This is a genomic window from Psychrobacter sp. HII-4 (assembly GCF_904846595.1).
GTDB classification, from domain to species: Bacteria; Pseudomonadota; Gammaproteobacteria; order Pseudomonadales; family Moraxellaceae; genus Psychrobacter; species Psychrobacter celer.
Genome location: NZ_CAJHBJ010000016.1, coordinates 25,533 through 48,450, shown reverse-complemented (window position 1 = coordinate 48,450; position 22,918 = coordinate 25,533). Strand labels below are relative to the sequence as shown.

The window sequence follows — 22,918 nt, the reverse complement described above, 5'->3', positions numbered from 1 at the left end:
TTTACGACTCAGCCAGCAGGAGACTTATATGACCACTGACAACCGCACAAATAATCAGCAACACGCCACCGAATACGACAGCGAAACCAACAATATCGTCGTCGCCGCACTTTATAAATTCACACGCTTTGCTGACTTTGCGCAGTACCGTGAGCCGATCTTAAACACCATGCTGGACAATGACGTCAAAGGCACTTTATTGCTGGCCAATGAAGGCATCAACGGTACGATTTCTGGTAGCCGCCAAGGTATCGATACAGTCCTTGATTATTTGCGTAGCATTGAAGCGATTGGTCGTTTTGAGTTTAAAGAGTCTTATACCGACGTCCAGCCTTTTTATCGTACCAAGGTCAAGCTCAAAAAAGAAATCGTCACCATGGGCGTAGAAGATATCGATCCACTGCAATCTGTCGGCCGCTACGTCAAGCCGAGTGAATGGAATGCGCTGATCTCTGATCCTGACGTGCTCCTAATCGACACCCGCAACGACTACGAAGTACAGATTGGCACCTTTCAAAACGCCGTCAACCCACACACCGAAACCTTCCGTGAGTTTCCAGAATATGTGGCAAAAGAGCTCGACCCAACCAAACACAAAAAAGTGGCAATGTTTTGTACCGGCGGTATTCGCTGTGAGAAGTCCACGGCCTATATGCGCGAGCAAGGCTTTGAGGAGGTCTATCATTTAGAAGGCGGTATCTTAAAATACCTAGAAGAAATCCCTGCCAGTGACTCTATGTGGCAAGGCGACTGCTTTGTCTTTGACAACCGTGTGTCAGTCAATCACAACTTAGAAAAAGGCAACTACGAGCAGTGCTTTGCTTGTCGTATGCCGATTACAGCCGAGGACATGCAAAGCGCCGCCTATATCAAAGGTGAGTCGTGCCCGCATTGTATCGACAAAGCGACTGAGGAACAAAAGGCTCGATTCCGTGAGCGCGAGCATCAAATGCAGCTGGCCAAAAAACGTGGTGAAGCGCATATTGGTAGCGATGTGATGGACATTATCGAAAAGCGTAAAGCGGCTAAAATGGAAGCGCGCCAACAAGCAGAAGCGGCCAATAAAGCCAAAGCTTAATCCGTTAACACCATACTCTGCTTTCAATGTTAGACGTTTAAACGATTAGCCATAAAAAAGAGATGCCCTATTCATAGCGCATCTCTTTTTTTGTATCAGTTGTAACATTAGGGCGTGTTGAAGGTTCAACACGCCCTAAACGATCACGGTTAATTTTAGAACAAGATACGCACGCGAATGGTTTCTTCAACGTCTTTTAGTTGATCAAGCGCGGCGGTTGAATCGTTATAATCCACATCCATCACGAGATAGCCAACATCGCCTTCTGTCATCAGGCTCTGCGCCAAGATGTTAATATGCGCCTCGGCGAACAGACGGTTGATCTGTGACAGTACGCCTGGCACGTTTTTATGGATATGTAGCAGACGATGTGAGCCTTCTTTAAACGGTATAGAAACCTCTGGGAAGTTCACCGCGGTCGCCGTATCACCTTGATCTGAGTATCTGACAAACTTATCAGCCACTTCAAGACCGATATTGGCCTGTGCTTCTTGGGTTGAGCCACCGATATGCGGTGTCAAGATCACATTGTCAAACTTACGTAGTGGTGATTCAAACTCTTCGTCCGCTGATTTTGGCTCTTTTGGAAACACATCAATCGCAGCGCCCAAAAGCTTACCAGACTCAAGCGCAGCCGCCAAGTCATCAATCTCTACGCAAGTACCACGAGCGGCGTTGATAAAGTAGCTGCCGTCTTTCATGTGTGCAAACTGCTCAGCTTTCATCATATAGCGGGTGCTTGGGACGTCAGGCACATGCAAGGTGACGATATCAGCGGTCGATAGCAGCTCTTCTAGGCTACCCACTTGTACTGCGTTGCCCAATGGCAATTTGGTCACGACATCATGATAGATGACTTTCATACCAAAGCTTTCGGCCAGTACAGACAACTGTGAGCCGATAGAGCCATAACCGACGATACCGATGGTTTTGCCGCGTACTTCATGCGAGTTGGTGGCAGATTTACCCCAGCCGCCGCGATGAACGGTGGCGTTTTTTTCTGGAATGCCGCGATATAGCATGATGGCTTCTGCCAATACCAGCTCAGCCACCGAGCGGGTGTTCGAGTATGGCGCGTTAAAGACGGGGATACCTAGGTCGCGAGCCGCGTCTAGATCGACTTGGTTGGTACCGATACAAAAACAGCCGATACCGATGAGCTTGTGCGCATGCTCCAACACTTCACGTGTCAGCTGCGTACGCGAGCGAATACCGATAAAATGCGCATCTTTGATTTTTTCGATCAGCTCATCTTGATCTAAGGCGTGACTGATATTTTCGATGTTGTGGTAGCCCGCGTCTTTTAATACTTTTAGGGCATTGTCGTGCAGACCTTCAAGCAATAAAAAACGAATTTTGTCTTTTTCTAATGATAACGCCATATGAGAACTGTCCTATGATTGTCTTATAAGATTATCTGCTCGATAATCTATGATGGGTGAAACGAAAACAGTTCAGATATCTTACACAAAATTCCGTCTCGATGTTAGCAGATTAGATGAATTATTGATTATCTAGCCTGAAAACTATTTATGCTATAGTAAACGCTGGTAGCGACACGCTGCCAAACTGGGTTGAACTGTTTTTTTTGAGGGCGACCTCCCCTTATATAAACATACTTATAACTGCCGCGTTATATCCATTTAGCGATATAATAATCCCCTTTATGCATAGTACTTACCGTTTATACCGAGAGTTGACCATGACTTCTTTATCTAGCCAAAGCCCGTCTAACCCTAGTACCGCCGCCGTCCAAAGCCTTTTAGACTGTTTGCTTGCAAGCCATCAGTTTGACCCAGCCCAAATCAAAACCGACCCTGAAAGCCTTGAGTATTGGGGCAAAGACTGGACCAAACACTTCGCCCCAGCCGCCTCTGCTATCGTCTTTCCAAAGACCACCGAACAAGTGCAAGCGATTGTATTATTAGCCAATGAGCATAACGTCGTCTTGACGCCAAGCGGTGGTCGTACTGGTCTGTCGGCAGGTGCCGTTGCCGCCAATGGCGAAATCGTCGTCAGCATGGACAAAATGAACCAAATCGGCACCTTTTATTCTGCCGATCGTATGGTCGAGATTGAAGCCGGCGTCATCACCGAACAGCTGCAACAGTTTGCAGAGTCAAAAGACCTATACTACCCTGTCGACTTTGCCTCAGCAGGCTCCAGTCAAATCGGGGGCAACATCGGCACCAACGCCGGCGGCATCAAGGTCATCCGCTATGGCATGACCCGTCAATGGATCATGGGGCTCACCGTCGTCACCGGTAAAGGCGACATCTTGCAACTCAACCGCGGCATGATAAAAAACGCCACCGGCTACGACTTGCGTCAGCTGTTTATCGGTAGTGAAGGCACCCTAGGTTTTGTCACCCATGCCCAAATCAAGCTTGAGCGTCAGCCACAAGACTTAAACGTCATGGTACTGGGCATGGACAGCTTTAATGATGTCATGAAGGTGTTATCCGCCTTTCAAGCGCAGATTGATCTGACCGCCTTTGAATTCTTTGATGACGTCGCTATCGATAAACTCATGGCCCATGGTCAAGTACAAGAGCCGTTTGAGTCTCGTACCAAGTTTTATACCTTACTTGAGTTTGAAGCGCCCTATGAGCCTATCATGGATAAAGCCATGGCCATCTTTGAGCATTGTATGAGTGAAGGCTGGGTCGTCGATGGTGTAATGAGCCAAAGTCTTGCGCAAGCGGCAGAGCTGTGGAAGCTACGTGAATATATCTCTGAGACTATCTCAGTCTTTACCCCTTATAAGAACGATGTGTCGGTACTCATCAGCTATGTACCGGAGTTTATCGCTGAGATTGATCATATCGTCGCCAGCAACTATCCAGACTTTGAGGTGTGCTGGTTTGGTCATATCGGCGATGGCAATTTGCATCTCAATATTCTAAAGCCTGAAAACATGAGCAAAGATAATTTCTTTAGTGAGTGTCAAATTGTCAATAAATACGTGTTTGAAACGGTACAAAAATATGGCGGCTCGGTGTCGGCAGAGCATGGGGTGGGTATGACGAAAAAACCGTATCTACACTATAGCCGCAGTGAGACTGAGATTGCATATTTACGTGAGATTAAGAAGGTGTTTGATCCCAATAATATTATGAATCGTGGCAAGGTCTTTGATGTGTAAGAAGTTTTTTATCAAAACAACCCATCTATAACCATAAAAAATGACGCTAAACCTCAGGGTTTAGCGTCATTTTTCTATTATCTTTTCGCACAATAGCACCGCTTATAAATATAACAGCACCAAACCAACGATTAATAGCACACTTAAAAACCCTTGCACCACTAAAAACGCTTGATGCGGAGCGGCGATATGACGCACCATATTGCCCAGCGCATTATAAGTAATACCCCACTCTCAACTCTCTATAACTTATCGAAAAATTAAGGATTAGGAAGATTCGAACTGATAAGATAAATTCTTAAGTTTTCTATAATCAATGGGTTAAGGAAAAGAGTTGAGATTCGGGTAAGTAATACCAGCGGCTTTGATATGTGGCGGGGTGTCAAAGGTTTTGATAATTTGCAAAAACTGTTCGGTACGCTCAGGCGACCAGCCATGCGGCGCAAATGGCAGATACGGTGACAACTGCGCCGCCTGCTGCTTGGTGGCAGGCGACCAAAGCCAGCGCTCCAAAAAAAGCAAACGCATGCGCCAGTCAGCAAAGCGGCGGCCACTTACCTGCCCTAACAGCAGCACCTCGAGATGTTTGTGGCGCTCATCGGCAAAAATACGCTGCGTCAACGCCGCCACTTCGGCCTTCTCGCCTTCAATACATTGCAAAAAATGGCCGTTGCCATAACAAAGCGTACCGGTGATACCATGCTGCTCATTAAAATCTTTCGCATGGCCCTCTACTTCATCAAATATCGAAGCACTTAAGCGCGAGCGCAGCGTCAGACTACTGACATACACCAACTGTACCAACGCATCATCTGCTATGTTATCTAGTTGGCTAAATGCAGTGGTATGAGTGATGGGCATAATAAAAATCCTAAAGGGGCACTTGTGCCGATAGCCGAAGCAAATAAGCCAAACAAGACGCTGCTTGAGTGATAAGAATAGTTGAGTGCACATCACTGACATCAAAGCCGGCTCACAAAAACGTAGCAAATAGTTACCACGTTAGACTGTCATTGCCCATGTGACTTGCTATCATAACCAGCAATATAGCCTTTATGACGATAAAAACGCACCGCGATATCTACAACACTACTGACAAATTCAGCAGGGCAGATGAAAGAGTATAATCGCATCCAAATAAATCAGATATATGGATATTAGTCGCTCAATGAAGCGTTGTATCATTTTTATATCAGATGGACTATATCATTCTAACCCATTGTAAACATGGCAATAAACGATTGTAACGACAATATTCTCTATATGGAAATATTTTTATTGCTTTTGTTACACGAAAAGTTTTTATAAAAACAGCAGATAGGAACCTTATGAGCAAGATTGAAAAAACAGACGACTTTCATTTGACGATTGCCGAAATTAAGAAAAAAGACTACCCCCAGTTAAAAGCCTTGATGGATCGCGTCTACGCCAACCTAGGCGGCGCATGGTCAAAAAACACCATTCATACGCTCATAGACGCCTTTCCTGAAGGGCAGATTGCGCTGTTTGACCATGATCAGCTGATCGGCATCGTGCTGTCGATGCGCGTTGACTATGCCAAGTTTTCTAACCCGCATACCTATGACGATTTGATCGGACAAAAAGAGATCATCAAAGACAATCCAAAAGGCGATGCAATTTATGGTTTGGACGCGCTGATCGACCCTGACTATCGCGGGTATCGCCTCGGACGCCGGCTGTATGATGCGCGCAAAGAGCTATGCCGTCAGCTTAACTTTCGCGCGATTTTGGCCGGTGGCCGTATTCCCAATTATCACAACCACCAAGACCTGACCCCTGGCGAGTATATCGATGCTGTCGAGTCTCGTGAGATTCACGACCCTGCGCTATCATTTCAGCTGTCCAATGGCTTTATCGTCAAGCGTATTTTGACCGCGTACTTACCAGATGATGCCCAGTCCAAGGGCTTTGCTACGCTACTTGAGTGGGCCAATATCTATTATGAACCACAAGAATACAAGCCCAGCACCCGCAAGTCAGAGGTGCGTATCGGCGGTATTCAGTGGCAAATGCGTGAAGTTGACTCGCCTGAAGAGCTACTACAGCAAGTGGAGTTTTTTGTCGATGTGATGGCCGATTATAACTCTGACTTTGCTTGTCTACCTGAGTTCTTTAACGCGCCGCTGATGGGCTTGTGCGAGTCTACTGACCAAAACATCGCCATTCGCTTTTTGGCAGATTATACCGAATGGTTTAAGAATGAAATCTCGCATTTAGCCGTCAGCTATAACGTCAACGTCATTACCGGCTCTATGCCGCTACTCGATGAAAACGATACCCTCTATAACGTCAGTTACTTATGTCGCCGTGATGGCACTGTTGAGGAGCAGCGCAAAATTCATATCACCCCACACGAGCGTAGCGCGTGGGTCATCGAAGGCGGTGACGAGGTAAAAGTCTTTGACACCGATGCGGGGCGTATTGGTATTTTGGTCTGTTATGACGTTGAGTTCCCAGAGCTTGCGCGTCTCATGGCACTCGATGATATGGATATTTTGTTCGTGCCTTTCTGGACAGATACCAAAAACGGCTATTTGCGTGTACGCCATTGTGCTCAAGCACGTGCCATTGAAAACGAATGCTATGTCATGATCTGCGGCTCGGTAGGTAACTTGCCACAAGTCGAAAGCTTGGATATTCAGTACGCACAGTCGTCTATTTTTTCACCGTCAGATTTTGCATTCCCACATGATGCCATCATGGCAGAGACCACGCCCAATACGGAGATGGTATTCTTCTCAGACGTGAACTTAGACAAGCTGACTCACGTTCGTCACGAAGGCTCGGTACATAACTTGATTGACCGCCGCGATGACTTGTTTAGCTTAAAATGGAAGAAAAAGTCGAAAGTACCAGCCAGTAAGCTCAGCACAAGCGAGCGCCGAGAAAACACAGGCAGCGTGCTGACCGGCGACCCACTACAAGACCGCGCACAAAAACCTTAAGCGCTTATCGTCACTCCGACATAAAATCGGTACAGCAATAGCGATGGACGATATTTTGACAGTGTTCTAAAGAATTGGTGTTTTAAAGCATTTAGGAATCATACGGCTGAGCATTCAGCCGTTTATTTTTATCTAGGGCATGTCCTCATTTTAAAAATGGTGATAAAAATGAGGACATAGCCTAGCACACGCGATAATAAACAGCGACCAGACACTTTTTGATACCATGACAAGCATAAAAAGCAGCCCTTATGACAACTGATACTGATACCACAGCGGCAAAGCCTAAAAAGACGCCACAGCAAAAAGCGCTGTCGCTTATCAAGACGATACTGATATATGGCTTGATGTTTGCCGTCGTTTATACCGCGGTTAATTGGTGGCGTCAGCCAGTTATGCCTGCCAACCCGCAATTGCAGCTCACCGATTACCAAGGACAAAGCATTGACTTGGCGGCGCTCAGTAACGATAAGCCCGCGCTGGTGTACTTTTGGGGAACGTGGTGCCCTGTTTGCCGTATGACCTCGCCGACCATAGACACGCTCGCGGCGGCCAATGACTACCCGGTGGTGACTATTGCGATCCAGTCAGGCTCTGATCAAACGCTGCATAGCTACCTGAGCGAACACAACTACCGCTTTACCACCATCAACGATCAAGAAGGCGAGATATTTGCTGACTGGCAAGGACAAGTAACGCCCTCTTATGTCATCTTAAAAGAGGGTGAAATGGCGCAAGGTCTAACGGGCATCCAGCCATTGTGGTCACTAAAACTACGCTTATGGCTGTCATCGGTTTTTTAGTTCTTGTTTTTTTTAGCCTTGTCCTTTTTTAGTTTTGGTTTGATGGTATAAACTATTGGTTTTGGCTAAAAACAGGACGATACCGGCCAGCTCTTTTTACCCCACTGGTTTTGTCATATAATAGCTGTCATTATTATCGCCACCTTTCTTATTATTTTGATATCGGTATATGGCATTGCAATCATCTCATTAGTATTTATGATGTAGGCAGACGCTTTTATCTGCTTGTGACGACATAAAGTGATTGTAGTTGGAAGCCGCTATATTACTAACTAGCGCCGCAGCCAAATACCAGTATTAATAGTGACACAGTAAGCGTAGCGTTCACGTAACATCCGCACGCTATTTTAGATCAGCATGTACTCGGCTCTTTCTCCCACTTCTAACCATCATTTTATAAGATACCTTTTATGACTGACAAAAGCACCGACACCCCAAGCCACGATTATAAAGATACACTAAACCTCGCCGACACCCCGTTTGCCATGCGTGCAAACCTCGCCAAACGCGAGCCTGACTGGCTAGCGGCGTGGGAAGCCGATGATGTCTATGGCAAAATTCGTCAGGCGCGCACAGGTGCGCCAAAGTATATTTTGCATGATGGCCCTCCTTATGCCAACGGTCAGATTCACTTAGGTCATGCGGTCAATAAGGTTTTAAAAGATATCATCGTTAAGTCAAAAACGCTGTCGGGGTTTGATGCGCCTTATGTTCCTGGTTGGGATTGTCATGGCCTACCTATCGAACAAAAAGTCGAAGCAAAGGTCGGCAAAGTCGGTCAAAAAGTCTCGGCCACTGAGTTTCGTGGTCTGTGCCGCGAGTATGCCCGCACCCAGATCGAGCTACAAAAAGCCGACTTTAAACGTCTGGGCGTGTTTGGTGATTGGGACAACCCCTATCTCACCATGAACTTTGCGCAGGAAGCCAATATCGTCCGTGCACTTGCAAAAATCTATGACAATGGTCACGTAACTCGCGGTATGAAGCCTGTGAACTGGTGCTTGGACTGTAGCTCTGCCCTCGCCGAAGCCGAAGTAGAATACCAAGACAAAGTCTCTGACGCCATCTACGTCAGCTTTGATATAGTGGATACCGACAAGGTAGAGGCGCTAAATGGCATCGACGGCAGTATTGCTGCCATCATTTGGACGACGACGCCATGGACGCTGCCTGCCAACCAAGCCATTGCCGTGCATCCTGAGCACGACTATAGCGTGGTGGCAACAGACAAAGGCCATTTTTTATTGGCGACAGACTTGATCGAAACCGCGCTGACCGAGCTAAAGCTTGACCACAAAGGTATCTTGGCGACCGTTTCAGGTAAGGAGCTTGAAGGTCTGCACGCCCAGCATCCATTGATTGAAGGGCGTCAAGTGCCGCTTATCCTAGGCGATCACGTCACCACCGATAGCGGTACAGGCCTCGTCCATACCGCGCCGGGTCATGGTCTTGACGATTATATCGTCGGCCTAAAATACAACCTACCTGTAGAAAACCCTGTGGGCGGTACGGGTGTGTATTTAGACAGCGCTGCGGTATTTGCCGGAGAGCATATCTATAAAGCCAACCCAAAAATCATCGCCGCCTTGCACGAAAACGGCCACCTCGTCAGCCATACCAAAATCGAGCACAGTTACCCGCATTGCTGGCGTCACAAGTCGCCGATTATCTTCCGCGCCACCCCGCAGTGGTTTATCAATATGGAAGCCAAAGGCTTACGCGAGCGAGCGCTTGCTGATATTCCAACGGTCAAATGGACGCCCGCTTGGGGACAAAACCGCATCGAGGCGATGATGACTGACCGTCCTGACTGGTGTATCTCACGCCAGCGTACTTGGGGCGTGCCAATCACTTTCTTTACGCATAAAGAAACCGGTGAGCTGCATCCAAACACGCTGGAGCTGATGGAAGCGGCGGCACAAAAAATCGCTGATGGCGGCGTGGAAGCGTGGTTTGATGCCAGCTGTGAGGACTTTTTGGGTGATGAGGCTGCTGACTATGACAAAGCGACCGACACGCTAGACGTGTGGTTTGACTCAGGGACCACGCATTTTGCTGTACTTGGTCAGCGCGATGAGCTGACCAATCCAGCGGATATGTATTTAGAAGGCTCAGATCAGCATCGCGGCTGGTTCCAGACTTCCTTGCTGACCTCAGAGGCGATGTACGAGCGTCCACCATTTAAGCAAGTATTGACCCATGGTTTTGTGGTAGATGAAAACGGCCGCAAGATGAGTAAGTCGCTTGGCAACATCATCACCCCGCAAGACGAGATCAACAAAACGGGCGCGGACATGCTGCGCTTATGGATTGCCTCAAGTGATTATCGTTATGAGATGAGCGCGGGTAAGACTGTGTTTAAGGGCGCGATCGACATGTACCGCCGTATCCGTAACACCTTGCGCTTTTTGCTTGCCAATACTGATGACTTTGATCCAGCGACCAACAGCGTACCGATGGATGAGCTGGTCAGCCTTGATAAATTCATCATTGAGCGCGCGCAAACCGTGCAAGCACAAATCATCAGCGCTTATGATGTGATGGACTTTCACCAAGTCACCCAGCACGTCACCGCGTTTTGCTCGCAAGACTTGGGCAGCTTTTATTTAGATATCATTAAAGATCGCCAGTACACCACTCAGACTGATGGACAGCCGCGCCGCTCTGCCCAGACGGCGATTTATCATATCGCTCATGCGCTGATTCGCTGGATCACGCCTATCTTGTCCTTTACGGCCCAAGAAGCGTGGGAAGTACTAGAAGGCAAAAACGGACAAGACGCAGGTTATGTGTTTACCCAAGCGTGGTACACCTTCCCAGCATTTGAGCTGAGCGCCATCACAAGCGACGACTGGCAACGCATCATGCAGGCCAAAGACATCGTCAACAAACATATCGAAACAGCGCGCGGCGAAAAAATCATCAATGCCAACTTATCAGCGGGCGTCGATCTGTATGCCAGCGGCGCGATGCAAGAGAGCTTGGCCAAGCTTGGCGAAGAGCTACGTTTTGTCTTGATTACCAGTAGCGCGACCCTGCAGCCGATGAGTGAAGCCCCTACTCAGAGCGCGGATACTGGCTCAGTATCAGCAGAGAGCCATGCCGATGAGTCAAGCGACTTGCAGGTCAAAGTGAGTGCAGCCACAGGTACCAAGTGCGTACGCTGCTGGCATATCCGTGATGACATCGGCGTCGATAGCGCCCATCCTGAGCTATGCGCGCGCTGCGTGACCAACGTGAGCGGTACAGGCGAGGTGCGCCACTATGCCTAATTCTGCGCCTAACCCGTCAGACTCACCTCACAAGTCGCCGCAGGTTGAGGCCGACGGCTCCCCCAAGCCTGCACATGCAACCACTGGCAGCTCATCGACGCCTAGAGGTCGCCTAACTAAGGCCCCTAAGATGGTCGCCAATGGCAGTCGCGCCTTTATGTGGTATGCGTTATCGCTGGTGGTGATCATCATCGACCAGTGGAGCAAATGGCTGGCTGAGACCACGCTCAATTTTCTTGAGCCTGTGCCAGTGATCGAGCCATTTCTCAACTGGACACTTGCTTATAATTACGGCGCAGCATTTAGCTTTTTGGCAGATGCTGGCGGTTGGCAGAAGTGGTTTTTTTCAGGACTGGCATTACTCATGTCACTGTTTCTGATCATCTATTTACTCAAAGCACCTCGCAAAGCCACGTTACTCTCGCTTGGACTTGCCATGGTACTAGGCGGTGCGCTTGGTAATTTAATCGACCGCTTACTACATGGTCATGTGATTGACTTTATCCATGTGCACTATGCTGATGTTTGGCATTATCCCATTTTTAATATTGCAGATATTGGGATTTCTCTCGGTGTTGTACTGATTGTCATCGATATGCTGTTTTTGGAAAGGAAGCGTGAAATGCCACGGTCATAACCGTCTATAGTTAGAGATATTAATTTAATTGATAAATTAAAAAGGTGGGTTACGCAGTCATAACCCACCTTTTTTTGTCTATTTTTGACGATTGAATATGTATGTTAATTTGACCTATCTGCACAATCTCTATTCATGCACCCACAACCCCTGCTCACCGACAAAATAAGTATGAGTATCTGCTACCTCAATGTTATATACCGTCATAGTAAGAGGACCTTCGCCCTCTACCCAATCTATAGTATCAGGATCTTTCCATTCACCTTGACGAAAACCAAAGAACTCAGCATGTTCACGTTTATCTTTAGGTGTTTGTTCTAATAGACGTTGTTTCCACTCCTCATCATGCTCATATAACTTGTCTGTCACTGCTTGATAAGTGACGCTATTCTGAAGCTCCTCGCCTGTTGTTAAATCAATTAGACTGCCATATTGAGCAGGAATGTCTTCATCGAATTTTGGTACGAAACCAATATTCGATCTATCCGTTCTATAAATTTGTCTTAATGATGTAGTGTCATAGGAATTATTGCCAGACTCAGCCGAATATTTAATCAAGTCTTTGTTAATTAAAATATCTTGAGATTTTACCTCTTTAGCATTTATCCATTGCTTGTCATATACCCATAATGGATGATTCTCTGTTATCAATAATCGAGTTGAAGGTTGATCATCGACTAACCTCTGAAGTTCAATTTGTTTTTTCATGGGTAATGAAGAATCAATTGCAATCGATAATTCTAATAGCTTCACCAATACACTTTCAGTAACCATAGTATTCGTTACTGCTTTATATATCAGTTCACCTAAACCATTAGCTGCTTTTGAAAGTACTTTATCGCCAATTTTTAGTTGCTCTATTGGTACTAGTCCTGTTTCTGTATGTACTAAAGTGCCAGCAGTGAAACCTGAAAAATCTTTATTCATATTATTCATTCGCCAAAATTATGTCTTGTCAGGATTATCGCCATTCACCCACAACCCCTGCTCACCGACAAAGTAAGTATGAGTATCTGCTACCTCAATGTTATATACCATAGTGGTAACTGGCCCTTCCCCCTCTGCCCAGTCGATACCTGCATCATCCTGCCAAAAGCCTGTACGGAAGTTATAAAACTCGGCATTGTCTCTTAACTCTACTGGGGTTTGCTCTAATAAGCGTTGTTTCCATCCCGAATCTTCCACGAAAAGCTTTTCAAATACTGGGGCATAACTTCCAAAATATAAAGTACGCCCTGTTTCTAAGTCAACAAATCGTCCGTTGTTTGATTGATCATAAAAATTAGGAATAAAACCAACCGCATTTTTATCAGTTTTGAATACAACTTCAATTCCCCCTTCTTCACTACCTCCTTCAAAGAATGCAGATTCGTTATTTTTTAAAACAGTAATGTTACCTCTACTCAACTCTGCAGCAGTTTTCCATCCTATATCTCTCACCCAAAACGGATGGTTTGCGGTACATAACAAATCCACATAAAGGTTATGATCAGTTAGTTGTTCGAATGGTAAGTCGTCTACAGACTCAGGTGTAAAGGTAGCAAAAAACACAGGTACATCTTCAGTAATTATAGTACGAAGTACGGGCTTATAGACTAGCTCACCTTCCACGTTATGTTGATCTTTAGATAAAACCATATCGCCGACTTTAATATCTTTGATCGGTACTAATCCTTTTTCAGTATGTACCAGTGTGCCACCAACGAAGCCTGACGTATTCATAATCACGTTATCCATATGTGTGTCTTAGTTCTCATTTATAGCAACTCTGATAATAAATCAGTCAAAGTCTCTAACCCACCATCCACCAATAAAAACAACAACCCTGCCATATTAATGACAACGGTCATATAATAGGTCATGCGAAATTCTGCCTTTTGCGACTTATGACGCAGATACGTCTGAGCCAATAACGCCCCTACCCAGCCGCCAAGTGCGCTCAGCACGTGCAGTGTGGACTCAGGCGTGCGCCAATCGCCATTTTGGGCAGCGGCTTTGTCTTTGGCATAAGTAATATAAGTGACGATGCCTAGCACAGCGTACCAAGCCACCACCAGCCAACTGAGCTTTTGAGTTGCCGTCAATAAAATTAAAACCCCATAAAAACCAATACCAATAAACAAGCGTTTCTTTTGCCCTGCTGCAAATTCTGCTTGGGCATTACGTTTGCGATTACGCTGACGGATTTGGCGGTTTTTTTCTGCCATTTTTTGTTGGACAAAGCTCAGCTCTTGGACTTTTCTGGCTTGCAGGCGACCTTGGCTATCTTGTCCGACATCAAAGACCACCGCTTCACCAACCTCAGGACGGCGCTGCGCTCTAAACTCACTAATGTGAAAAAACAGCGACGCCCCGCTTGATGTTTCAATAAAACCAAAACCTTTGTCGTCTTGCCATTTATGCACGTGTCCCTGTTGTTTGCTGGGTGCTTGACTTGCCATAATTCTGCCCTATTTAAGATATGGCAGATATATTACACCATTTGCGTTACACTATTTGCGCTTACACACCCAGCAAAATGACTTATCATTTCTCTATTATATTTACGACAACTGGCTTTTGATTATGACTGAATCACAATTTATCAACCCCAACGAAGACACGCGCATCGCCTTTGGTAGCCTTGTTAGCCTACACTTTGAAGTTTCATTAGAAAACGGCACGGTGATTGACTCCACCTTTGGCCGTGAGGCACCAGTGACGCTGACTGTCGGCGATGAAAGCTTGTTGCCAGGGTTTGAGCAAGTACTTATGAATCTACGCGCAGGCGACACGCGCACAGCTCACCTTGAGCCAGAGCAGGCATTTGGTGAGTGGAACCCTGACAACGTTCAGCACTTTAGCCGCCCGCAGTTTGCTCTTATCGCCGATCATCCAGAAGTCGGCATGATGGTTGAGTTTGAGGATAAAGGCAAAAATACCTTACCCGGTATTATTAGCGCGATTAATGAGGATGAGATTGAGGTCGATTTTAACCATCCGCTGGCCGGCCAATCGGTATTGTTTAAGGTCAAAGTCTTTAAAGTAACCCCGCCTGGGGTGACTGGCATCCAAATCATGTAATGCCCTGACCACGCTCAATACTCAATGCTCAACCCTAAAATCAAAGTCCACAAGGAGACTGACATGCAATATACAACGTTGCCGCAACTCGATGAGCAGGTTTCTAAAATCTGTCTGGGCACTATGACATGGGCGCAGCAAAACACCGAGGCTGAGGCACACTCCCAGATGGATATGGCACTGAGCGAAGGCGTCAACTTTTGGGATACAGCAGAGATGTACCCATCACCACCAGATAAAGACAAGCAAGGCGATACCGAGCGTTATATCGGTACTTGGTTTGCCAAGACCCAGCAGCGTGACAAGGTCATTTTGGCCAGTAAAATGTCACCCCTGAGCTTTTTGCGTGACGGTAAAACGCGCTTTAATGCTGAGCAAATTAGCAGCGCTATCGATAGTAACCTTGAGCGTCTACAAACCGATTATATCGATATTTATCAGCTGCATTGGCCCGAGCGACAAGCCAACTTCTTTGGGCAGCGCGGCTATGACAGCGAGATGTCAGCGCAATCGCTTGATGACTTAACGCCATTTTTGGAGACCATCCAAGCGCTGAATGATGAGATTAAAAAAGGCCGTATTCGTGCTTATGGGCTGTCGAATGATACCGCGTGGGGACTGATGCGCTATCTGTGGGAGGCGGACAAAAACGGTCTAATCGCGCCGCTGACGGTGCAAAACCCGTATAGCCTCCTAAACCGCCTCTATGAAGTCGGCATGGCGGAGATTGCCCATCGTGAAAACGTCGGCTTGCTTGCTTACTCGCCGCTTGGGTTTGGCGTACTATCAGGTAAGTACTTGGACGGCAAACGCCCAGCTGGCGCGCGCCTGACCATGTATGATAGATTCCAAAGATATATTAATGAGCAAGCGCTAGCAGCCACTGAGCAATACGCTAAGATTGCCAGCGATGCCGGACTAGATATGGCGCAGATGGCGCTGGCCTTTGTCAATTCGCGCCCCTTTGTCACAAGCAACATCATTGGCGCGACCACACTTACGCAGTTAAAATCCAATATCGATAGCATTGATCTGACACTCACTGACGATGTATTGGAGGCCATTGAAGCAGTGCACACGCGCCAGCCCAATCCGTCACCTTAATAAGCGGCGCCCAATGTGTCACTGACAAAACACGAAAAAAGACGCCAATCGCGGTAAATATTGCTACGATTGGCGCCTTTTTTATTCAGCGACTTTTCATTTGACTGTATAGCTCAGCTGATTATTGACTAGGCGGCACACTCAGTACCCGCGCATGCAGATCGGCCAATCCTTCTTGCATTTTTCTTTGCAGCAAGTCAGTCAGTTCGCTTTTGCTATAGCCTTTAGGGTCTATCGGCTCTAATGGTAGCACATAGGCCGTCACATCCTTACTATCTAGCACCTTTTTTAAGCTCTCTTTCATGGTAATCTTGCCATAATACGGCAATGCCTCACTGAGCGCTCCGTCTTTGTCAACATAAGCGATAAGGATCGGTCGTATAGGGACATCTGCGTCTATCGCAGCTTGTAGCAGGGTACCATGGATACGCTTGACCTTTTTGCCATCAGTAGTAGTCGCTTCAGGGAAGAAGATAACCGAAAACCCTTTGGTCAAAAACTCAGCAATCTGCGTGGCCACTGAGCCTGCATCACCGGAGCCGCGCTCAATAAAGAGCGTGCCGGCAGCATGCGCTAATTTACCAAACACAGGCCACTCACCAATCTCCGCCTTGGATAAGAAAAAAGCGGGGCTTACCGTTCCCACGACAGGGATATCCATCCATGACACATGATTGGACACCCACAGACCATGATGCTGCTGTACTGGCTCGACCTCGATGACTTTGACACCAAAAGAGCCTGCCATCTTACGACAAAACGCCTGAATATAACGGGGTAGCTTTTCGCGTGGCGGCTGCTTAAAGGCACCAAGACGCTGAGCGGCTCGCAGTCCACCGACCATCGTTGTGGTCATACCAGCGATTTGCTTGCCGCGTCCTAGCTGTTGTCTGAGTGAAAATTTTGACTTAGCTTGGCTCATTTTCGCCCTCATGATTAAATAACTGCTGTTTATATCAACAAAAAAACGAGCTAAGTATAGCAAAGTTATGCGCCTCAGTGATAGCCTGTTCACTGAGTCAGTGCCGAGTTTTATACAAAGTTTTATACAAAGTTTTATACAAAGTTTTATACAAAGTTTTATACAAACGCGCAATAAAGCCGCTTATAAACGCGCTAACTTACCAGCCGTCCTCCGCGCTAGGAAACAAAAACCTGTGTAACATAAATCTATCGCTAATTGTGCCGTTACGCTTTAATATCAACAGATAAGACCACATATAAAAGGTCATATGAACGCCGCCTCAATAGTTGACAGACAAATGGTAGCGATTTATTTACTTTATTAAATAGGTGATATTCTTTGGATTATTTTGAAAGACATGAAGGTGGCGAGCGTGCCATCATTGTACATTTAGACATTCGTCAAATCCAAGACCCTGACGATCTTAGCGAGTTTGAGCTATTGGCAGACTCAGCAGGTGCTGATCGTTTGGCATTGGTGACAGGCTCACGTTTAAAGCCAGATGCCAAGTTTTTTGTGGGTAGCGGCAAAGCAGAGGAGATTGCAGAGCTAGTGCGTGAGCACGACGCCGACATCGTTCTTTTTAATCACAGCTTATCGCCCTCGCAGGAGCGTAATATCGAGTCGGTGGTCAAATGCCGCGTGCTAGATCGCACCGGACTGATTTTGGATATTTTTGCTCAGCGCGCCCGTACTTATGAGGGCAAGCTACAAGTGGAGCTGGCGCAGCTCAACCATTTATCGACACGGCTGGTACGTGGTTGGACGCATTTGGAGCGGCAAAAAGGCGGTATCGGTCTGCGCGGGCCGGGTGAGACCCAGCTTGAGACCGATCGCCGCTTACTACAAACGCGAGTCAACCAGCTCAAATCTAAGCTTGAAAAAGTCCGGCAAACCCGCGCACAAGGCCGCGCCCGTCGACAAAAATCTGACGTACCGACCATCTCGCTAGTCGGCTATACCAACGCTGGTAAATCTACCTTATTTAACCGCTTGGTCGACGAAAACATCTATGCCGCCGACCAGCTGTTTGCTACCCTCGACCCGACGCTACGTCGCCTTGACTGGCAAGGCGTGGGACGTGTGGTACTGGTCGATACTGTCGGTTTTGTGCGTCATTTGCCGCACGAGCTAGTCGAGTCGTTTCACGCGACACTAGAAGAGACGCTAGAGGCGGACTTACTACTACACGTCATCGACTCCTCTAGCGCAGACATGCACGAGCAAATCGAAGCGGTAAAAAATGTGTTGGCCGAAATTGATAACGACGTACCCGTGCTCAATGTGTATAACAAAATTGATATCACAGGCGAGCCTGCTCATATTGGTTATGCCAGCGAAGGCCAGCCAAACCGCGTCTACGTCTCATCAAAAGAAAACCTCGGAATAGAAGCGCTGTCGCTTGCTGTACAGCAGCTGCTTACTGGCGCACTGACCACCTTTGATTTGACATTGCCTTATGGTGCAGGTCAATTTAAAAACACCTTGTATGAGCTAGGCGTCATCTTAGAAGAAAGCTACGATGACACAGGCCACGAGTGCCTAACCATTCGCTTGCCAAGCGATCGGCTCAAACAGCTGCTTGGACAAGCCAATCTCGATCCTGTAGATGTCCTACCGCTGGCGCAAGCGACGCTACTGATGCCGACGCTTGAGGAGTTTGAAAAGCCAGATGAGAACGTAGAGCCTACCTTGACTGCGGCCGAAGAAAAAGCCTTTGATGAGTTTGAGACAAACACAGCAGCGTCCTCGCCTCAAAAAAGCAGCCTACCTGACTCTTAACTTATAAGAGCAGACGGCGGGCGGGCGGCTCAGCTTTTATTTGCAAACCGCTTTGATATACCTACAGACAACGCCCTACACACAGACGGTATCGCTGATATCGTCTGTTTTTTATCGCCTCGCTTAAAGCCGTCTCTCTCAAAGCCACCTTCCCTAATACCATAAGACAAAATAGCGCGATGATACTAGGGCGGTTATACCTATAGTCAGGTCAATAAAAAAAGGATATAGCGAGACTGAAGTAAATTTTTCGTAGCATCTGTCGGCGCAAGCACAGCACGCAAAAAAGTTTGTACCAGTCTAGCGAATGTATGCAGTGTATCTCTTTATCTTACCTCTCTTTTATTTAGTCACGACGATAGGCTTTATTAGTTACGTGATTCTCTATATAATCGCCTATACGATATGCCATATACAAAATACCATAACGACACAATGTACTTATAAGGGTGCAGCTGCCATAGCCATGCGCCAACCGTTATCGCTGCGCCTACCCATCTCCGATTTGGCCAAAACTGCTTATGAAGTCCACTCACCCCTCCAACCTACCGCTATGGCTGGCGCTGATATTAACATTAGCGATGGTTATTTTTGTCCGTGAAACAGCGGTGCTGGTCTGTCAATGGGCGGGTATCGAAAAAGCGGCCAATATCGTCGGTTTGGTGGCGATGTTTGTGGTATTGATGGCGTGGCGTTTGCTAAAAGGCCTACCTATCTGGCTCACTCAAGCCAGCAATACGTTATTGGTTGATAGCGGTTTTGCTTTTTTGCCCGTTTCTGCTGGTGCAGGTTTATTGTTATTTGCCTTAGGAGACGAGCTGTGGGGCGTGATGCTGACGATTCTGATCAGCACCTTGATACCGCTTTGGGGATTAGCATTGCTGGCTAACCGCTGGCTCAATCAAGACACTGATAGTGACTCGCAAGCTGGCAACACCGGCAGCACTAGCAAGTAATAAAAGCAGCGCTCAGCTGAATGAACAAGGCAGACTTATGACTTTTGATAGCGTATTGACAGCAACCCTTGCGGCGATATTATTGACCTTGGTTGCCCATGTCATTGCCCGTATCTTAGCGCGTAAGCTATCGTGGCTACCGATGGTCATCACGGCCTTAGCGCTGGTTTTGCTGTTTTTGTTTGTGCTGCAGTGGGACTACAATCACTACTATAGCGTCGCAAAGCCTGTGTTTGACCATCTCTTAGGATACGTCACGGTTTTATTGGCAGTGCCACTCGCCGCCATGAACTTTAAAGGCTTACCTGTCAAAAAACTTACCCTTATCGTCATGATTGCAAGCGTGGTCGGTGCTTTGCTGCCAATGTCGCTCGCCTATCTGCTGTCACTCAGTCACGAGACGGTACTGGCATTTGCCACCCGCTCAGTGACCACCCCTATCGGTCTTAGTGTGGCGGATTTGATCAAAGCGCCGCTGGCGATGGCCAACCTTATCATCATTGTCTCAGGTATCTTTGGGGGTAGTTTGGCGCGCTTTTTATTTGGCCGTGTCGATGATGACCGTGCCAAAGGCTTAGCACTTGGCTTGGCCGCTCACGCTTTTGGTACAGTCGAAGCGTGGCAGATCAGTCATACCGCCGGACGCTATGCAGCCTTTGGACTAGCAGTCAATGGGCTGGTGACCGCGATTTGGGTACCGATATTCATTAGTGCCGTTGCGTTATAGCAACTCCCTGACCTCTTATCAATTAAAGACAAGCTCAAAGCATTGGCCGCTCTTATCTTCTTGCTCTTATCCCACCGGTCCTACTCACTTATCATAGCCACTTACTATCATCATCAGCCCTTGCGGCAGCTGAGCTGGCACTGACATGCGTACACTGCAAATGATAGCTTATTGATTTATTTCGTATTATTTACAAAATAATGCTCACTTTTTCTTATTATTTTGACAATCCCATGCGTCAAAAAGTTATTATATGTTATAGTAAACAACTATTATTTTTTGTATCTATTGCAAATGATTTTAACAAAACATGAAGACGTCAGGGTTGTTGCTAGGTAGCTGGCGACAAAACACGGCAGATAAAACAAGCACTTGCCTTTATAAGCTGGCCGACTCATCAGCGACAGTCATTTGCGACTACTCGATAAAAAGTGATATCTCTATGATAAATACGACTACCATCAAGACTCGCTGTTTGTCTCCGTTTTTATTAAATGCCATCGCTGGTATTGCCAGTGTCCTTGCTATCTCAAGCCTGAGCGTGAGTGCTTATGCAGGCAATATGTATATCTACAAAGACCAAGGCGGTCAGGTGCTCTTGACCAACGTTAGCCCCAGTGGCAACTTTGATAAGTTCACCAAAAAAGTCAAAGTCACTTACTATAAAGACTCTAAGATGTATGACGGCAGCAGCAATGGCTATGGCAGCAGTCCGGCGAGTAGTAGTGCCAGTCGCAACGCCTATGATAGCTATATTCGCGCATCCGCAGCACGTCATGGCGTCGATCCTGCCTTGATGAAAGCCATGATGCATACTGAGTCAGCTTTTAATCCAAATGCTCGCTCACCAGTCGGCGCTCAAGGGCTGATGCAGCTGATGCCTGCTACCGCACGGCGATTTAATGTGGGCAATCCTTGGAACCCTGCCGACAACATCGAAGGCTCAGCCAAATACATCGCCTGGCTGATGCGCCGTTTTAATAACAACGTCGAGCACGCTGTGGCAGGCTATAACGCAGGCGAGGGCAATGTCGATAAATACGGCGGCATCCCGCCTTTTAAAGAGACGCGTAACTATGTCAAAAGAGTGATGAGCCGTTATCATAGCTTATACAAAAATGACGCTGGTCTGTCTGGCGCCAGTATCAATGCCAGCAACCAAGTCAATATGAACAGTACAAACAATGGGCTACAAAACGTTAGCTATGGCACGAGCAGTAATAGCAACAGCCCAAGTTATATCAAATCTGCCTACGAAGCCTTACGCTAGTAAGTCCATAAAGTTGGTCAAACTCAGACACAAAAAAGCCCGTTATCGAGTAACGGGCTTTTTTGTGTCTGACGGCAAAACCAAGGGCTTAACCGTCCTCATCAGTGCAAGTGCACAGAGATGTTACTTGGATATTACTTGCTAGCCGCTTGAGCCGCTGCAACTTCAGCTGCGAAGTCTTCTTGCTTTTTCTCGATACCTTCACCCACTTCTAGACGTTTGAAGCTTAGTACTTTTACGCCTTCCGCTTTTAGGACATCGCCAACTTTTTTGTCGTTGTCCATGACGTATGGCTGACGTAGTAGAGTGACTTCGTCTAGGTACTTACGTAGGCCACCTTCGATCATTTTTTCAATGATGTTGTCAGGCTTGCCAGACTCTTTGGCTTTGGCTTCGATGATGTCTTTTTCGCGAGCCAATACATCAGCATCAACGCTTTCGTCGTCGACCGCTACAGGGTTGAACGCTGCGATATGCATCGCTAGGTTTTTGCCAGTCTCTTCGCTGCCGCCTTCATACGATACCACAACACCGATACGTAGACCGTGGCGATATGATGCTAGGTTGGCACCTTCTAGGGTTTCTACACGGCGCACCTGAATGTTTTCGCCGATTTTTTGTACCAAAGCCACGCGTGCTTCTTCAACGGTTTGGCCATCGCCATATGGTAGCTCAGAAATAGCAGCAACGTCTGTGACGTTATTTTCTAGCGCGATGTTGGCTACTTTCTCTGCAAAAGCAGTAAAGTTGGCGTCTTTTGCCACAAAGTCAGTTTGGCAGTTTACTTCTAATAAAAACGCTTTATTGTCGCCTTGAGCGATGATGATAGCGCCGTCAGCTGCGATGTTACCTGCTTTTTTGGCCGCTTTTGCTTGACCAGACTTACGCAAGTTATCAATGGCAACTTCAACATCACCATTGGCTTCTTGTAGGGCTTTTTTACATTCCATCATGCCAAGACCAGTACGGTCGCGCAATTCTTTTACCATTTTGGCAGATACTTTTACTTCTGTCATAAGAGTCACCTTAGTATAGTTATGTATAGGAGGGCTTAATGTCTATTTTTCTCAAGGCTGCTGATGACTTAAGAAAAACGCTCGTATTATCTGCTTATTAATAAAAACAAATCATGACATCCAGCAACTCTACCC

At 46.9% G+C, this 22,918-nt stretch carries 19 protein-coding genes; 12 read left to right on the top strand and 7 right to left on the bottom strand.

The window, feature by feature from the left end:
- Nucleotides 1-28 precede the first annotated feature (28 nt).
- Nucleotides 29-1,078 carry a rhodanese-related sulfurtransferase gene (locus JMX98_RS08855; RefSeq protein WP_201585991.1) on the top strand — a complete coding sequence of 350 codons (1,050 nt, stop codon included), beginning with the start codon at nucleotides 29-31 and terminating at the stop codon, nucleotides 1,076-1,078.
- Nucleotides 1,079-1,233: 155 nt separating this feature from the next.
- Here JMX98_RS08855 and serA read toward each other — a convergent pair whose 3' ends face one another.
- Nucleotides 1,234-2,460, bottom strand: coding sequence for a phosphoglycerate dehydrogenase (gene serA / locus JMX98_RS08850; protein ID WP_105244840.1), 1,227 nt, complete (start codon nucleotides 2,458-2,460; stop codon nucleotides 1,234-1,236).
- A gap of 320 nt (nucleotides 2,461-2,780) precedes the next feature.
- Here serA and JMX98_RS08845 point away from each other — a divergent pair, with 320 nt between their 5' ends.
- Nucleotides 2,781-4,223, top strand: coding sequence for an FAD-binding oxidoreductase (locus JMX98_RS08845; RefSeq protein ID WP_201585989.1), 1,443 nt, complete (start codon nucleotides 2,781-2,783; stop codon nucleotides 4,221-4,223).
- Nucleotides 4,224-4,544: 321 nt separating this feature from the next.
- Here JMX98_RS08845 and JMX98_RS08840 read toward each other — a convergent pair whose 3' ends face one another.
- On the bottom strand, nucleotides 4,545-5,084 hold the full coding sequence (locus JMX98_RS08840; protein ID WP_227680100.1) for a BLUF domain-containing protein: 540 nt from the start codon (nucleotides 5,082-5,084) through the stop codon (nucleotides 4,545-4,547).
- A 467-nt stretch (nucleotides 5,085-5,551) separates the two neighbouring features.
- Between JMX98_RS08840 and JMX98_RS08835 the strand changes: the two genes are divergently transcribed.
- The 4 genes from JMX98_RS08835 to lspA all read left to right on the top strand — a co-directional run bounded on the left by JMX98_RS08835 (nucleotide 5,552) and on the right by lspA (nucleotide 11,901).
- The gene (locus JMX98_RS08835; protein WP_201585988.1) at nucleotides 5,552-7,189 is read left to right on the top strand and encodes a carbon-nitrogen hydrolase family protein; all 1,638 of its coding nucleotides are present in this window, start codon (nucleotides 5,552-5,554) and stop codon (nucleotides 7,187-7,189) included.
- 251 nt (nucleotides 7,190-7,440) lie between these two features.
- Nucleotides 7,441-7,992, top strand: coding sequence for a protein disulfide oxidoreductase (locus tag JMX98_RS08830; protein ID WP_201585987.1), 552 nt, complete (start codon nucleotides 7,441-7,443; stop codon nucleotides 7,990-7,992).
- Nucleotides 7,993-8,402: 410 nt separating this feature from the next.
- Complete coding sequence (gene ileS, locus JMX98_RS08825) at nucleotides 8,403-11,264, top strand: isoleucine--tRNA ligase (protein WP_201585986.1); 2,862 nt, start codon at nucleotides 8,403-8,405, stop codon at nucleotides 11,262-11,264.
- Nucleotides 11,257-11,901 (top strand): signal peptidase II, encoded by a 645-nt coding sequence (lspA, locus tag JMX98_RS08820; RefSeq protein ID WP_201585985.1) that lies wholly within the window; start codon nucleotides 11,257-11,259, stop codon nucleotides 11,899-11,901. The genes ileS and lspA overlap by 8 nt, the downstream gene beginning before the upstream one ends.
- Before the next feature lie 129 nt (nucleotides 11,902-12,030).
- Here lspA and JMX98_RS08815 read toward each other — a convergent pair whose 3' ends face one another.
- Genes JMX98_RS08815 through JMX98_RS08805 form a run of 3 tightly spaced genes read right to left on the bottom strand, consistent with a single transcriptional unit; the run spans nucleotide 12,031 to nucleotide 14,342 of the window.
- Nucleotides 12,031-12,828: a Hint domain-containing protein gene (locus JMX98_RS08815; protein WP_201585984.1), complete on the bottom strand. Its 798-nt coding sequence runs from the start codon at nucleotides 12,826-12,828 to the stop codon at nucleotides 12,031-12,033.
- An 18-nt stretch (nucleotides 12,829-12,846) separates the two neighbouring features.
- Complete coding sequence (locus JMX98_RS08810; RefSeq protein ID WP_201585983.1) at nucleotides 12,847-13,638, bottom strand: hypothetical protein; 792 nt, start codon at nucleotides 13,636-13,638, stop codon at nucleotides 12,847-12,849.
- 20 nt (nucleotides 13,639-13,658) lie between these two features.
- Nucleotides 13,659-14,342, bottom strand: a complete 684-nt coding sequence (locus JMX98_RS08805; protein ID WP_201585981.1) for a DUF1294 domain-containing protein — start codon at nucleotides 14,340-14,342, stop codon at nucleotides 13,659-13,661.
- 124 nt (nucleotides 14,343-14,466) lie between these two features.
- Between JMX98_RS08805 and fkpB the strand changes: the two genes are divergently transcribed.
- Both fkpB and JMX98_RS08795 read left to right on the top strand, forming a co-directional pair.
- The gene (gene fkpB / locus JMX98_RS08800; protein WP_201585979.1) at nucleotides 14,467-14,964 is read left to right on the top strand and encodes an FKBP-type peptidyl-prolyl cis-trans isomerase; all 498 of its coding nucleotides are present in this window, start codon (nucleotides 14,467-14,469) and stop codon (nucleotides 14,962-14,964) included.
- 63 nt (nucleotides 14,965-15,027) lie between these two features.
- Nucleotides 15,028-16,068, top strand: a complete 1,041-nt coding sequence (locus tag JMX98_RS08795; protein ID WP_201585977.1) for an aldo/keto reductase — start codon at nucleotides 15,028-15,030, stop codon at nucleotides 16,066-16,068.
- 121 nt (nucleotides 16,069-16,189) lie between these two features.
- Here JMX98_RS08795 and JMX98_RS08790 read toward each other — a convergent pair whose 3' ends face one another.
- Entirely contained in the window at nucleotides 16,190-16,990 is an 801-nt protein-coding gene (locus JMX98_RS08790; RefSeq protein ID WP_105244832.1) for a lysophospholipid acyltransferase family protein, read from the bottom strand.
- Between the two features lie 381 nt (nucleotides 16,991-17,371).
- On the opposite strand from JMX98_RS08790, the gene hflX reads away from it, so the two are divergent.
- From hflX to JMX98_RS08770, 4 genes are all read left to right on the top strand, one after another.
- Nucleotides 17,372-18,814 carry a ribosome rescue GTPase HflX gene (gene hflX / locus JMX98_RS08785; RefSeq protein WP_201585974.1) on the top strand — a complete coding sequence of 481 codons (1,443 nt, stop codon included), beginning with the start codon at nucleotides 17,372-17,374 and terminating at the stop codon, nucleotides 18,812-18,814.
- 521 nt (nucleotides 18,815-19,335) lie between these two features.
- Nucleotides 19,336-19,770, top strand: coding sequence for a CidA/LrgA family protein (locus JMX98_RS08780; protein WP_201585967.1), 435 nt, complete (start codon nucleotides 19,336-19,338; stop codon nucleotides 19,768-19,770).
- 37 nt (nucleotides 19,771-19,807) lie between these two features.
- Entirely contained in the window at nucleotides 19,808-20,497 is a 690-nt protein-coding gene (locus JMX98_RS08775) for an LrgB family protein (RefSeq protein ID WP_201585966.1), read from the top strand.
- A gap of 442 nt (nucleotides 20,498-20,939) precedes the next feature.
- A complete protein-coding gene (locus JMX98_RS08770) occupies nucleotides 20,940-21,767 on the top strand; it encodes a lytic transglycosylase domain-containing protein (RefSeq protein ID WP_201585965.1) in 828 nt (275 codons plus the stop codon).
- Between the two features lie 134 nt (nucleotides 21,768-21,901).
- Here the strand turns inward: JMX98_RS08770 and tsf are convergent, their stop codons facing one another.
- Entirely contained in the window at nucleotides 21,902-22,783 is an 882-nt protein-coding gene (gene tsf, locus JMX98_RS08765; protein ID WP_105244828.1) for a translation elongation factor Ts, read from the bottom strand.
- Between the last annotated feature and the right edge of the window lie 135 nt (nucleotides 22,784-22,918).